14 protein-coding genes and 1 pseudogene are annotated in these 12577 nt (G+C 60.6%); 8 read left to right on the forward strand and 7 right to left on the reverse strand.

What is annotated here, in order from left to right; translation table 11 throughout:
* Positions 1–50: 50 nt before the first annotated feature.
* Genes BA190_RS16340 through aac(3) form a run of 3 tightly spaced genes read left to right on the forward strand, consistent with a single transcriptional unit; the run spans position 51 to position 1988 of the window.
* Positions 51–614 carry a GNAT family N-acetyltransferase gene (locus BA190_RS16340; RefSeq protein ID WP_068289388.1) on the forward strand — a complete coding sequence of 188 codons (564 nt, stop codon included), beginning with the start codon at positions 51–53 and terminating at the stop codon, positions 612–614.
* A gap of 31 nt (positions 615–645) precedes the next feature.
* A complete protein-coding gene (locus tag BA190_RS16345) occupies positions 646–1137 on the forward strand; it encodes a GFA family protein (protein WP_068289391.1) in 492 nt (163 codons plus the stop codon).
* A gap of 26 nt (positions 1138–1163) precedes the next feature.
* Positions 1164–1988: an aminoglycoside 3-N-acetyltransferase gene (aac(3), locus tag BA190_RS16350; protein ID WP_068289396.1), complete on the forward strand. Its 825-nt coding sequence runs from the start codon at positions 1164–1166 to the stop codon at positions 1986–1988.
* 102 nt (positions 1989–2090) lie between these two features.
* On the opposite strand, the gene BA190_RS16355 is transcribed toward aac(3), so the two are convergent.
* Positions 2091–2552, reverse strand: a complete 462-nt coding sequence (locus tag BA190_RS16355; RefSeq protein ID WP_068289400.1) for a cupin domain-containing protein — start codon at positions 2550–2552, stop codon at positions 2091–2093.
* A 300-nt stretch (positions 2553–2852) separates the two neighbouring features.
* Here BA190_RS16355 and BA190_RS35275 point away from each other — a divergent pair, with 300 nt between their 5' ends.
* Together BA190_RS35275 and BA190_RS16365 are read left to right on the forward strand one after the other, a co-directional pair.
* Complete coding sequence (locus BA190_RS35275) at positions 2853–3062, forward strand: cold-shock protein (RefSeq protein ID WP_082979781.1); 210 nt, start codon at positions 2853–2855, stop codon at positions 3060–3062.
* Between the two features lie 1194 nt (positions 3063–4256).
* A complete protein-coding gene (locus tag BA190_RS16365) occupies positions 4257–4466 on the forward strand; it encodes a cold-shock protein (RefSeq protein ID WP_068289406.1) in 210 nt (69 codons plus the stop codon).
* 353 nt (positions 4467–4819) lie between these two features.
* Here the strand turns inward: BA190_RS16365 and rpsU (BA190_RS16370) are convergent, their stop codons facing one another.
* From rpsU (BA190_RS16370) to rpsU (BA190_RS16385), 4 genes are all read right to left on the reverse strand, one after another.
* Positions 4820–5110, reverse strand: coding sequence for a 30S ribosomal protein S21 (gene rpsU / locus BA190_RS16370; RefSeq protein WP_068289409.1), 291 nt, complete (start codon positions 5108–5110; stop codon positions 4820–4822).
* A 119-nt stretch (positions 5111–5229) separates the two neighbouring features.
* Complete coding sequence (locus tag BA190_RS35940; RefSeq protein WP_156771541.1) at positions 5230–5715, reverse strand: hypothetical protein; 486 nt, start codon at positions 5713–5715, stop codon at positions 5230–5232.
* A 147-nt stretch (positions 5716–5862) separates the two neighbouring features.
* The gene (locus BA190_RS16380; protein ID WP_068289415.1) at positions 5863–6750 is read right to left on the reverse strand and encodes a lysophospholipid acyltransferase family protein; all 888 of its coding nucleotides are present in this window, start codon (positions 6748–6750) and stop codon (positions 5863–5865) included.
* Positions 6751–7363: 613 nt separating this feature from the next.
* Positions 7364–7648 (reverse strand): 30S ribosomal protein S21, encoded by a 285-nt coding sequence (gene rpsU / locus BA190_RS16385; RefSeq protein ID WP_068289418.1) that lies wholly within the window; start codon positions 7646–7648, stop codon positions 7364–7366.
* Between the two features lie 545 nt (positions 7649–8193).
* Here rpsU (BA190_RS16385) and BA190_RS16390 point away from each other — a divergent pair.
* Entirely contained in the window at positions 8194–8685 is a 492-nt protein-coding gene (locus BA190_RS16390; RefSeq protein WP_068289421.1) for an SRPBCC domain-containing protein, read from the forward strand.
* A 136-nt stretch (positions 8686–8821) separates the two neighbouring features.
* On the opposite strand, the gene BA190_RS16395 is transcribed toward BA190_RS16390, so the two are convergent.
* Positions 8822–9403, reverse strand: coding sequence for a dienelactone hydrolase family protein (locus BA190_RS16395; RefSeq protein WP_068289424.1), 582 nt, complete (start codon positions 9401–9403; stop codon positions 8822–8824).
* 349 nt (positions 9404–9752) lie between these two features.
* On the opposite strand from BA190_RS16395, the gene BA190_RS16400 reads away from it, so the two are divergent.
* Both BA190_RS16400 and BA190_RS16405 read left to right on the forward strand, forming a co-directional pair.
* Positions 9753–10811 (forward strand): histone deacetylase family protein, encoded by a 1059-nt coding sequence (locus BA190_RS16400; RefSeq protein ID WP_068289427.1) that lies wholly within the window; start codon positions 9753–9755, stop codon positions 10809–10811.
* Between the two features lie 68 nt (positions 10812–10879).
* Positions 10880–12187 (forward strand): MFS transporter, encoded by a 1308-nt coding sequence (locus BA190_RS16405; protein WP_068289430.1) that lies wholly within the window; start codon positions 10880–10882, stop codon positions 12185–12187.
* Between the two features lie 84 nt (positions 12188–12271).
* Here the strand turns inward: BA190_RS16405 and glmM are convergent.
* A pseudogene (gene glmM / locus BA190_RS16410) lies at positions 12272–12577 on the reverse strand (phosphoglucosamine mutase); the annotation flags it as partial.

Genomic DNA, 12577 nt, shown 5'->3' on the forward strand with positions numbered 1-12577 from the left:
GGGTCCTGCAGGAAAACACGCGAAATTTCATATCGGAGCGAGTTTCCAAGATGATCGAGACGCCGCGCCTTCTCTTGCGCAAGCCCATTCTCGACGATTTCGAGCCCTATGCCGCCATGTGGGCGGAGCCGGAGGTCTACAGGCATATCTCGGGCAAGCAGCGCAGTCGCGAGGAACTGTGGCAGCGTTTTCTCCAGGCCCATGGCACCTGGCACTTCTTCGGCTTCGGCTATTTTTCGGTGATCGAGAAGGCGAGCGGGCGCTATCTCGGCATGACCGGGTTCCAGGATGCGATGCGCGCCATCGAGCCGAGCCTGGTGGGCACGCTGGAGGCGGGCTGGGTATTCGCCTCCCATGCCCATGGCCGGGGCATCGCCTTCGAGGCCAGCCAGGCCGCCTTCGACTGGGCGCGCGGCATGCATCCGGGCCGGAAGGTCACGGCAATCATCGCGCCGGAGAACACGGCTTCGATCCGGATCGCCCGCAAGCTCGGCCTCGAGGCCGGCCCGGACGTCAGCTATCATGATTCCATCGTCACGCTGTTCGAGGGCTGGCTGGGCGAGACCGATTCCCCGGCTCGACATTCCCATGCCGGCGCAGTAGCAGGGGCGTGACGATCGCAGCCATGACCGGGTAGGTGCACGCATGCCGAATCAATCAACGCCGATGACAGGAAGCTGTCGCTGCGGGCAGGTCGAGTTCGAGGTTGCCGCTGCGCCCTTGATCACCATGGCCTGCCATTGCCGCGGCTGCCAGAAGATGACCGGCAGCGCCTATTCCCTCAGCGCGGCAATTCCTTCGGAAGGCTTCCGGGTCACCCGCGGCGAGCCCGTGATCGGCGCCCTGCATGGGCCGACGCGGCATTTCTACTGCGATCATTGCAAGAGCTGGCTGTTCACCAGGCCCGAGGGCATGGATTTCTTCGTCAATGTCCGCCCGACCATGCTGGCCGAGCCGGTATGGACGGAACCCTTCATCGAAACCTGCACTTCGGAGAAGCTGGGCTGGGCCTCGACTTCGGCCCGGCATAGTTTCGAGCATTATCCGGCACCCGAGCTCTATCAGCCGCTGATGGCGGAATATGCCGAATATTTGTCGTCGCAGAGCGCGGGGCAGGGCGCCGCCTTGCGTGACTGACGCGGACGGCTCCGTGGAGTGTTGTCATGTCGGGAGCCTTGCCGGTCTATCGCAGCCGGGCCTCGTTGCGCGATGATCTGTGCCGGCTCGGCATCCGGGCGGGCGATACGGTCATGCTGCATGCCGCCATGAGCAGGGTCGGGCTGCTGCTCAACGGTCCGGATGCGCTGTCCCATGCCCTGCTCGATGTCGTCGGCCCACAGGGAACGATGATGGTCTATACCGATTGGGACAGCGTCCACACCGATTTCCTCGATCGGGAAGGGCGCGTCCTGCCGGCATGGCGCGATCATGTGCCGGGCTTCGACCCGCAGGCCTCGCGCGCCGTCCGCGCCAATGGGGTGATCGCCGAATTCGTGCGGACCATGCCCGGCGCTCATCGCAGCGGCAATCCCGGCGCTTCGATGGCAGCGATCGGCGGCCGTGCGGCCTGGCTGACGGCCGATCACCCGCAGGACTACGGTTATGGCGAGGGCTCGCCTCTGGCCAAGCTCGTCGCGGGCGGCGGCCGGGTGCTGATGGCTGGAGCGCCCTGGGACACTATGACCTTGATCCACCACGCCGACCATCTGGCGCGTATGCCCGGCAAGCGCATCCTGCGCTATGAGGTGCCTTTCGCCGGCGACCATGGCGTAGTTTGGCGTTTCATCGAGGAATTCGACACGTCCGAGCCCGTTCTCGACGGCATGCCTGCAAACTATATCGAGCAGATCGTGACGGCCTTCGTTGCGCAAGGCGGCGGCCGGCAAGGGCTCATTGGCCAGGCGCCGTCCCTGCTGGTGGATGCACAGCCCATGCTCGAATTTGCCATCGGTTGGCTCGAGGCCTGGGCTGGTTCGCATCACGGCTGAGGGCCTCGGGTGGCCGCATTGCGGTCCGGGATCTGAACCATATCATTATCTGCTGCGACATGGCGCCGGCACGCCGGTCGGTTCGAAAATGGCAAGGCGGCTTCAGGCCTCGGCATAGGGCGTGCCGTCCTTGTGCAGGAAGCGGCCGTCGGAGCTGGGGCTCATCATGTCGATGTCGGAGCAGTGGATCACGTCGGCGGACGAGCGCGAGCCGACTTCGAGATAGACCGCCATGGCACCGGATCTGTTGATCATGTGATGGCCGTTGCCGGAGTCCTTGGGAAAGGCGGCGCAATCGCCGGCACGCAGGATGGTCTCGCCGGAATCCTCGACAAGCGTCAGCTCGCCTTGCAGGACATAGACGAATTCGTCCTCGGCCGTGTGCCAGTGGCGTTGGCTCGACCAGTTGCCCGGTGGCAACTGCATGAGATTGACCCCGAAATCCTGGAGACCGCCGGCATCGCCCAGGCGCTGTCGCACCCGTTCCGCACAGGGAACATCGAAGGGCGGCGGGTAACCCGAACCCTTGTGGCTGGGGACGGCGGCAAGGTCGACCTTGGGCATGGCAGGCTCCGGGTTGTCACAGCGGTTGGGGCGACGACGGCGGCAGAGCGGCCATCTTGCCTTTTCCAGGCTCTTGATCAAAGGGAGCATGAAGGCTGCAGGTTCAGGTGCAGTGAGAAGCCGATTGCCACTTGCAGCTTGACGGACTCCAACGTGCGGCGCACACTGGTGAAGTCGATTTTGGCCGGTGAGCTCGATCTTCAGCGGCCAATAAGCCCTTGAATCAGCTAGCCTTTCACCGGCGTGAATTGGCATGGTCTTCCACCTGGAAGGTGGGAAGGAAGTTCAAAGGGGCACGATATGAGCACAGGTACTGTGAAGTGGTTCAATTCCACCAAGGGATATGGTTTTATCCAGCCGGACGATGGAACACCCGACGTTTTCGTACATGTCAGCGCTGTGGAGCGTGCGGGCTTGCGCGAATTGACTGAAGGTCAAAAAGTTAGCTTCGAATTGGTTCGTGACCGCAAGACGGGAAAATCTTCGGCCGGCGACCTCAGGGTGGGCTGAGCCCAGGAGGCTGCTGCGGGAGCTTGATAACATTGCTTTCGACAATTCTCATCAAGCCAGTCATCCCGTGTGAGAGTTCTTGCTCATCGTCATTGGCAATGAGGGATGTCGACCGCATGAAAGTATCCAAGTAGAGGCAGAAATGATGCGGCGGGCCTTATGCTCGTCCGCAAGCCTCACTCTCCCAAAACTCAAGGCATTCCGCCTTCCTGGCCTGCTTCGTCGAACGCCGAAATCCAATTCAAGGGAAGATGGGGTGTCAGTGCTGAACCATTCCAGAACACGATCGAAACAAAGGATAGGGGATGGGTATACACACTTTCGGGATTGGCGATTTTGTTGTCTTGAAGCTTGCTCCCATCCGCCAGCAAGACAAGGCTTATGAAATTATACGGCTGTTGCCAGCTGATGGACCTGAGCCCATTTACAGGATCAAGAGCATAGGGGAGCCTTTTGAGCGGAGGGTCCGTGAGTCCGAATTGAGCGTCATGAAGATCGTCAATCGACTCAGCGTGTTGCCGTCTCACTGATCCATAGGACCAGCCGCGCCAAATGGACCCGCTGGGATGCATTTCAATGCCATTTGGATAATCCCTCGATTTATCGGACACGCCGCGGCCTAACTGATCGGTGTATTTGGACTGGTCACAGGGATTCGCTCTCCCCGGTGAGAGACGGCCAGGGGGCGCGAACCACTGAGCCTCTGGCCCGAGTTCCCCTTGCATGACGGCTATCCCGCCTGCTGTATCGGCCTTCCAGTTTCGATGCCAAAACTGCTTGGAGCTTCATTGCGACATGCACGGTAATCTTGGCAGTGATATTGCAAGATAGCTGGCTTTCACTCCCTTCCGCAGTGCCGGTAAATAGTCGAGACGCACCGGCTTGCTGCGTAAAAGCAGGGCTTGCTGGATTTGAAGTTGGCGAACCGAGCGCGCCAGCTTTGCTGCAATCAAATGATCGTGCCGAAAAAGGAAGATAATTCCTTCGTAGCGCTTCACAATAAAAATTAAATTTGCTCCTATCTTTTTTTGAGAGTTTTTAATATATATATAGAGAATTATCGATCTTGCTGATGAAATTACCGGGCGATTTCAAATTGCCTTTGACGATTCCCTCCGACAATTTCGGTAGAAATGTAACGCCGCGCTGTATCAACGCGGCAGGTTTATCTATGTCGATTGAAAGGAAATCGTCTTGAGCACAGGTACCGTCAAATGGTTCAACTCCCAGAAGGGATATGGTTTCATCGCTCCTGAAGATGGCAGTCGGGACATTTTCGTCCATATCAGCGCTGTCGAGCGAGCTGGCATGTCAGACCTTCGTGAAGGCCAGAAAGTCAGTTTTGACGTCGTCACGGACAGCCGCAGCGGTAAAGCCTCCGCAGACAACCTGCAAGCCGTGTAGGACCAGCGCCTGCAGTCGTTGACTGTGGATATACTGGCATCTCCGTTGAGACGCTCTGAAGAGGCCGGGTTCACACCCGGCCCTTTTGTATCGGCCCGCAAAATAGCCATCAACGCGCTCGGCGCTTCATTCGGCCATTCGGTGGCATCATTGGTTCGGCCATAAGCCATGCCAAACAAAATGTCGGTCACGGTTGTTTCGAGCTTGGCCGAGAGCCTTAAGGCCATTTCACATGGTATCGGCTCACCCCCTTGAACTCAGGCTCCAAGGCTACCGGATCGACGCCAACCGCTTGGCGAGCCATGATGGATCCATGCATGCCCGCTTCATTGCAAGGGGTGAACCGAAAGATGTCACGAAAGCTGAGCGGACTTCACCAGTGAGGGGGCTTTCGCTGGATCGCTGCGCTTAGCAGTATTTTCACGCTGTTTCGGACGTGGGAGAAGTCCTTCGCGCTGGGCTTGCTTGCGCGCGAGTTTGCGGGCACGGCGCACCGCTTCAGCCTTTTCCCGGGTTTTTCTTTCGGAAGGCTTCTCATAGGCCTTGCGGCGCTTCATCTCGCGGAACACGCCCTCTCTCTGCAGCTTTTTCTTGAGTACGCGTAAGGCCTGTTCGACATTGTTGTCCCGCACCAGCACCTGCAATGAGTTATCTCCTTTTTGGTTGGGTCGATATGGGAGCAATCTCGAACATCGTTCATTGCTCCAAAAGCTCGATCTATTTGGTGTTGTGTCGATCGGATTTGACGTTCGGGGCCAAGCCGTCAGACGTGCGCTATCTCATGCTCTTTGACGGCACGCAGATGCTGCTCATCCTTGCTTTTGATACGATAGGCCGGCTCGGCATTTTCAACGGGAAGCATCTCGACGATCTCGTAATATCCACGCTGCTCCACAAGGCCGGGACGCAAATAGACGACGGTGTCGCCAATGCCGAACTTGCGGCATGCTGCGCGGGGCTCTTGAGTCGCCGGGCATGAGGTGTTTTTGGCACCATCTTGAACGGCATGTGTTCCCTTCAGCGGATAATGCTCATTCTGATAGAGAGAGAGAATGGTGGCGCCTGTGTATTCGCCCATATCCGTGTGAATGGAGACTCCATTGAGATTGGCTCCATACTCGTCCATCGCAAATTTTACGGCAGAGGCAAGGCTGTCAAATCGGCGATATTTTACAGAATTTCGAGTCCATCCAGCGAATTTTGATTTTACGAAAAGCTCAGTAGGAACAAAGAAATCTAATTTAGACATATATCAAGTTATCATTAAATCTCAGATTTGTCATTATATATCTGAAATAACGATGGGATGTCCGACTCCTGAATTTAAAGCTTCTTCCAGATATTGAACGCCTGCATCTTCGTCATGCCAATTGCAGCCACCCTCAATGAACGAGCGCTAGCCCCAGCGGCGATGGGCCCACATCCATTGTTGGGGATATTCACGCACCCATTTTTCGAAGAGCCGGTGAGTCTGGTGCGTTGCCGCGTCGATGTCGGCATTTCGATCGTCGGTGCGTGGGACATCGAGGAGTTCGGCCTCGATCCGAAAGTGTACGCCACGCGTGCGGATGACGCGGGCCGCGACCAGCAGCGCATCGCTTCCCCTGGCAAGCAGGGCGGGAAAGGTGGTCGAAGGGGCCGGACGGTCGAAAAACGGCACGGAGAGCCCATTGCGGTCGCGCAGATCGGCCAGCAATGCAATGGCGCCTCCACCACGCACGATGCGCAGCAGCTTTTTGCCGACATCCGCGCCCTTGACAAAAAGCCCGCGCGGATAGCGGTCGCGGCGCACGAGCGCGACATAGTCGTCGACTTTCGGATTCTTCATGCGCTGATAGACGCCGGCGACCTTGATGCCGTTCGTCACCGTCGGGATGACGACGAGTTCCCAATTGCCCGTATGGAGCGAGACGAAAACCACGCCCTTGCCGCTGGCCTTCACGGCCTCGATCAACGGGCCGCTCGCATCCTCCACCCGTCCGGCCTTGACGATGCGATCCACCATCAGGCTTTCGGCGAATGTTCGCCCCAGATCCATCCACATGGCCCGCGCCAGTGCGTCGATCTCGGCGGCACTCTTTGTCGGATAAGCCGCGGCGAGGTGCTGCAACGCACGCTCGTGGCGGCGCAATCGCGGTGCGACCAGGCGCCATAGGGAACCCATGGCCCAGGAACCGAAATCGAGCGGCAAGAGGTGAAGCAGGCCCACAAGGCCGCGCAGCAGGATATATTCGGCAGCGTGTTTGGTGTTGCGCCAGCTGCGCCCTGTTTCCGACGGGATCACGTTGATATATCTGACAAATTTACCATTATCGTAACCGAAATCGCCCGTTCGACCGAATGTCGCGGCGATACATCAAGGTCGTGGGCCAGAATCTCGGCTGCACCGGATTGTGAGGCCGTCGACCTTGCCTATACCGGCATCTGCGTCCGATGCCTGCTCTTTCGGGGACTCGGCACAGCCCCCCGCGCCCAGACCACAAACGACCAGCCTCCACCCGGGAGACTGTCCGAGATTTGCACCCCTTCCCGGCCTACCTCATGGTGACCGTCGCGTCGGTCTGGTCCGCGTGGGTCTCAAGGAACTTTGACCCGGTTCCAACATCGAGCCCGCGCCTTGCCTGGAAGCCCGCAGTTCGTGTTCCCGAGCCACTCTTTCGCGGGAATCCGCCACGCCCTTGAGCCTATAAGCGGGCTCGGGGCCGTCCGAGGGCATTTGCCGGGTTACCTGATAGGGGCCTTCTTCGTGCCTTGAGATGGACGAATGAAGGGTGACGATATCGCCGACCTCAAACGCATGCTTCATCACTCACTCCTCCTTGGATGTTCTGGAGGTGTCGGGAGGCGCTCGCCGTGTCGCCAATATCGTGATCTGCGACGCGTCGAGCCGGCGACAATCAGGTCCTGGTGACGGACGGGGGTGCGCTCCTGGGCGGGCCACCCCGTCCCCGCGACTGAGCCTTGGGCTTGGGTGCGGGCAGAAGGCCCTCGCGCTGTGCCTGCTTGCGTGCGAGCTTGCGAGCGCGGCGAACGGCTTCCGCCTTCTCGCGCACCTTGCGCTCGGACGGCTTCTCATAGGCTCTGCGCAGCTTCAGCTCACGAAGGACGCCTTCACGCGCCAGCTTGCGCTTGAGGGCCTTGAGTGCCTGTTCAATATTGTTCTCACGAACGAGTATCAGCATATGAACTCCAAATACCAAAAACAAAAGGGCCGAACGCATCGCCGGCCCAAGGATGAATCGTAACCGTCTTGCACCAATCAACCATTCTGATCGGTCGGAGCGGAAGGCGGCAGGCACCTTTCCCTATTGCCAGCCACAGACTTACCCATCCCTCGGCGCGCTAAGAGCAAACCGGGAGAAGAGTTGCAGTTTCCTGGAAAAATCGCAGCCTGCAGGCACGGTGCCGCAAGAGCTTCGGTCAATCCGCCGATCGTGGAGCGCATCTCGATTAGGCCAGCGTCTCATGCACTGACCCTGCTCCAGTTTTTGGAGTTGTACACCATTCCCCCTGGGATAGCTAGGATCGGATGACCGCATGGTTCGATGCGGCTTGCCCGTCGATCGCCCGGGATCGATCCGTCCTTCCCGGGCCGTCCCTGGACGGCAAGCGTGGCGCCGGAAAGGATAGGGGCTGGAACGCTCCGAATCCCGCCATGCTTGTAACTCACGCCGTTCGCCGGGCCTTCCTACAATCCCGTCATCGAACCAAGCAACGGGAGACAGCCATGACGGACCGCAGCTACACCACCAGTTTCACGGTCGACCAGACACCTGCGCAGGCCTTCGCCGCCATCAACAATGTGCGCGGCTGGTGGTCACAGGCCATCGAAGGCGGGACCACCCGGGTCGGCGAGAAATTCAAATATCGCTACGAGGATCTGCATCGCTGCGAGATCCAGGTGCGCGAATTGATCCCGAACCGAAGGGTCGTCTGGCGCATCCTCGACAATTATTTCAGCTTCACCCGGGACAGGTCCGAGTGGAAAGGCACCGAGATCATTTTCGAGATCGCCAGGAAGGGCGAGCGGACCGAGGTCACCTTCACCCATCGGGGCCTCGTGCCCGACTATGAATGCTATGACGCCTGTTCGGAGGGCTGGCACACCTATGTCAATGGCAGCTTGCGGGACCTGATCGCCACCGGCGCGGGCCGTCCCAATGTCGGCGAGGCAATCACCCAAAGCGAGCAGCAGCTGACGCGCTCCGACGCGGTCTGATCGGTCCTGGAGCCGGGTGCGTTCCTGTTGCAACGCCTAAAGCGTTTTGCGATTTGATGGAAACACTTCGAATCGCAAAGACGCGTTGGAACAAAGAGTTAGAGAAAATAGGCGTTCACATTTGAACGCGTCTTGCTTAGATGCGGCCGAGAAAATCGAGCACCCGGCGGGTGAGCAGTCGCGTTGCCTCCGCGTCGAAGGACGGCAGCGAACTGTCGGCGAAGTAGTGCTGGTCCCCCGCATAGAGGAACAATTCCGCATCTTCGGCCTTCTCGACGATTTCGCGCGCCGCCTGGATGTCGCCTTCGCCGACGAAGATGGGATCCCGGTCCATGCCGTGGATCTGCACCGGAACGCCTGGCGGCCAGGGCCCGAAGGCCCATTCGCCGCTGGTCGGCAGGCAGGAATAGAAGAACAGGGCTCCACGCGCGCCCAAGCGGGTCTGTGCGAGCTTCTGGGCCGGCACCACGCCGAAGGAGAAGCCGGCATAGACCAGGTCCGCGTGCAGGCCGTCGGCACAACGCTCGGCCCGGGCCCGCATGGCATCGAAGCCGACCTCGTTGATATAAGCGAGGCCGTCGTCGATGCTGGCGAAGGTGCGCCCGTCGAACAGGTCCGGCGCATGCACGACATGGCCGCCGGCCCGCAAGGTCTCGGCAAAGGCCTCTACCCCCGGGGTCAGGCCCTGGGCATGATGAAACAGCAGAATCTCAGCCATCATTGTTCTCCGGCCGTCCGCAACGCCGGCAGCTAACCACGTCGATGTTGCAAATTGAAGATCCCGCCAATAAGCGCGCCCCTCATGCAGCATTCATTGGGGGCGTCGGTGAATGCGGAACCAACGACGGCAACTCCAGCATGTTCCTTTCATTAGTCCAATTCACAGGGTCAGCATCCGAACGGGTGGCATTCTCGCCAGCTTCTGCAAGATTGGGGCAAAGTTTGATTCATCCGAATCGCATTTTTCTCTGACTTATTGTCTCGATGCATTTTCTCAGCCGAAAGTTCGGCCTGCTTTTCTGGAAAATGCTTTGGGGCCTCGCATTCGTTGCCCGGAGTGTTGCTCGATGAAATTGTTCTTTTCCGACAGGCAGATGGCCCATCGGCCGACCCAGTACATGATCAACGGTCGTATCGGCAGCGCTCTGGAGAATCCCGAGCGCGCGCAAACACTGGTCGGGTCCCTTACGGCGCTTGGCCTGACGGTCGAGGAACCGAAGGATGCGGGCCGGGCTGCGATCGAGGCCGTGCATGCCGGCCACTATGTCGACTTCCTGGAGACGGCCTATCGGCGCTTCCAGGAACTGCCCAATGCCGGGCCCGAAGTCCTGCCGGCCGTCAGTCCCTATCAGGGCGCGGACGCCGCCTTTCGCCCGCGTCCCGCCCCGCGCCCGAAGGGCATTCTCGGGCAGACCGGCTGGTACATCAACGGCCTGTCCAACGCGATGACGGAGCACACCTTCGCCTCGGCCTATCTCTCCGCCCAAAGTGCTGTGGCGGCAGCCGACGATCTCATCGCCGGCGCCTTCGACAGCTTCGCACTTTGCCGCCCGCCGGGGCATCACGCCTATGTCGACCGTGCGGCCGGCTTCTGTTTCTTCAACAATGCCGCCATCGTCGCCGAGCGGTTGCGCACGCGCTTTCAGCGGGTGGCGATCATCGATTTCGATACCCATCATGGCGATGGCACGCAGGCGATCTTCTACAGCCGCGGCGACGTCTTCTTCGGCTCGACCCATACGGACCCATCGAGCTACTACCCCCATTACACCGGCTATGCCGACGAGACGGGCGAGGGAGCGGGCGAGGGGGCCAACCTCAACCTGCCCTTGGCCGAAGGCAGCGGCGACGAGGCCTTCATCCAAGCCAATCGGGCGCTGGCCGCTGCCGTGACGGCGTTCGGGGCCGAGGCTCTGGTGGTGTCCGCCGGCTGGGATGCCCATCGCGAGGATCCTCTGTCCAAGCTCGCCGTGACCACCGCCGCCTATGAGGCGATCGGTTCCGTCTGGGGTGCGCTGCCCCTTCCCGTCGTGATCGTACAGGAGGGCGGCTACTCGCTCAGCGCGGTGTCGGAAGCCGCGCCGCGCTTCGTCTCGGCCTTCCGCGCGGCCCGGCCATCGCGCTGACCCAAGGCGTTTTGCGATTTGGCGGAACCGCCAGGAATCGCGAAGACGCGTCCTACACGAGGACCATTATGACACAGACCGTCACAGCCGACGCCCAACAGGCACCCGAGCGCCAGCCGATCCGTGCCGCACTCGGCGCCTTCGTCGGCACCATGATCGAATGGTACGATTTCTACGTCTACGGCACGGCCGCCGCGCTGGTCTTCGGCGATGTCTTCTTCAAGTCCGAAGATCGCTTCATGGGCATCATTGCCTCGCTCGGCACCTTCGCCATCGGCTTCGTGGCCCGTCCTGTCGGCGCCTTGCTGTTCGGCCATTTCGGCGACAAGGTCGGACGCAAGAACTCGCTGATCATCACGCTCTTGCTGATGGGCGGGGCAACCGTGCTGATCGGTCTTCTGCCAGGCTATAATTCGATCGGCATCAGTGCGGCGGTGCTGCTCATCCTGCTGCGCCTCATCCAGGGCGTTGCGGTCGGCGGCGAATGGGGCGGTGCGGTGCTGATCGCTGCCGAGCATGCCCCGCCGAAGTGGAAGACCTTCCTGGCTTCGGCCCCGCAATATGGCAGCCCGATCGGCCTGATGCTGGCCGCGCTCGCCTTTCGCACGGTCTCGGATCTGCCGCGTGAGGATTTTCTCGCCTGGGGCTGGCGCATCCCCTTCTTGGCCAGCGCCGTGCTGATCATCGTGGCCTTCGTCATCCGCGCCGGCATCAAGGAGAGCCCGGAACTGATCAAGCGGCTGCAGGAAGCGCCGCAGGACGACGTCGTGCCGGCCAAGGAGATCTTCCGCACGCGCGGCTATACGCTCCTGCTCGGCATGGGCCTGTGCCTGCTCGGGGTCGCGGGCTTCTACTTCCTGACCACGCTGATGACGACCTTCACCACCGAGTCGCTCGGCATCTCCAAATCCGACATCCTGAACGTGATCTTCTGGGTCGGCGTGCTCGAACTGGTCGCCTTTCCGTTTGGCTCCTGGATCGCCACCCAGTTCAACGAACGCTTGCTGCTGGTGGCGATGTCGGCGGCCGCCTTCGTCTTCGCCATCCCGATGATGATGCTGATCGTCACCGGCGATCTCGGCAACATCCGCATCGGCATCCTGGTCGGCACCTTCTTCGTTGCCGCCCATTATGCCGTGATGGCGCCTTTCCTGACGCGCGCCTTCCCGGTGCATCTGCGCTATACCGGCATTTCGCTGAGCTCGTCGCTGAGCGGGGCCATCTTCAGCGGCTTGACGCCCGTGGTCGGGGTCTGGCTGGTCAAGACCTATGGCGTGCAATGGCTGCCGCTGTCGCTGCTCTTCATGGTGATCGCCGGGCTCACCTTGCTGTCCAGCCTCTTCCTGCCCATCGAGGAAGAACAGGTACGGTCCTGAAGCCGCTTCGGAGGCGGGCCTTCTGACCCGCCTTTCCGGAAACCACAATGTTTCGGGGCGGGTCCGACGATCCGCCCCGGAAGCCTACGCCGCCTTGGTGATGGCGTCGATCACCTCGTCCACGGCGGTCTCGACGCTGACGCGGTCGTCGCCTTCGGCCATGACGCGGATGACCGGCTCGGTGCCGGAGGGACGAATGACCAGGCGGCCGCCATCGCCAAGCTGCTTGCGCGCGCCTTCGATCGCCTTGGCGACCTTGGGATCGTCAAGCACCTTGCCGCCACCCGTGCGCACATTCTTGAGGATCTGCGGCAGCGGGTCGAAGCGGTGGCAGACCTCGCTGACCGGGCGATCGGCCTTCTTGAGCACCGCCAGCACCTGCAGGGCGGC

It is taken from the genome of Labrys sp. WJW (assembly GCF_001676615.1).
GTDB lineage: Bacteria > Pseudomonadota > Alphaproteobacteria > Rhizobiales > Labraceae > Labrys > Labrys sedimenti.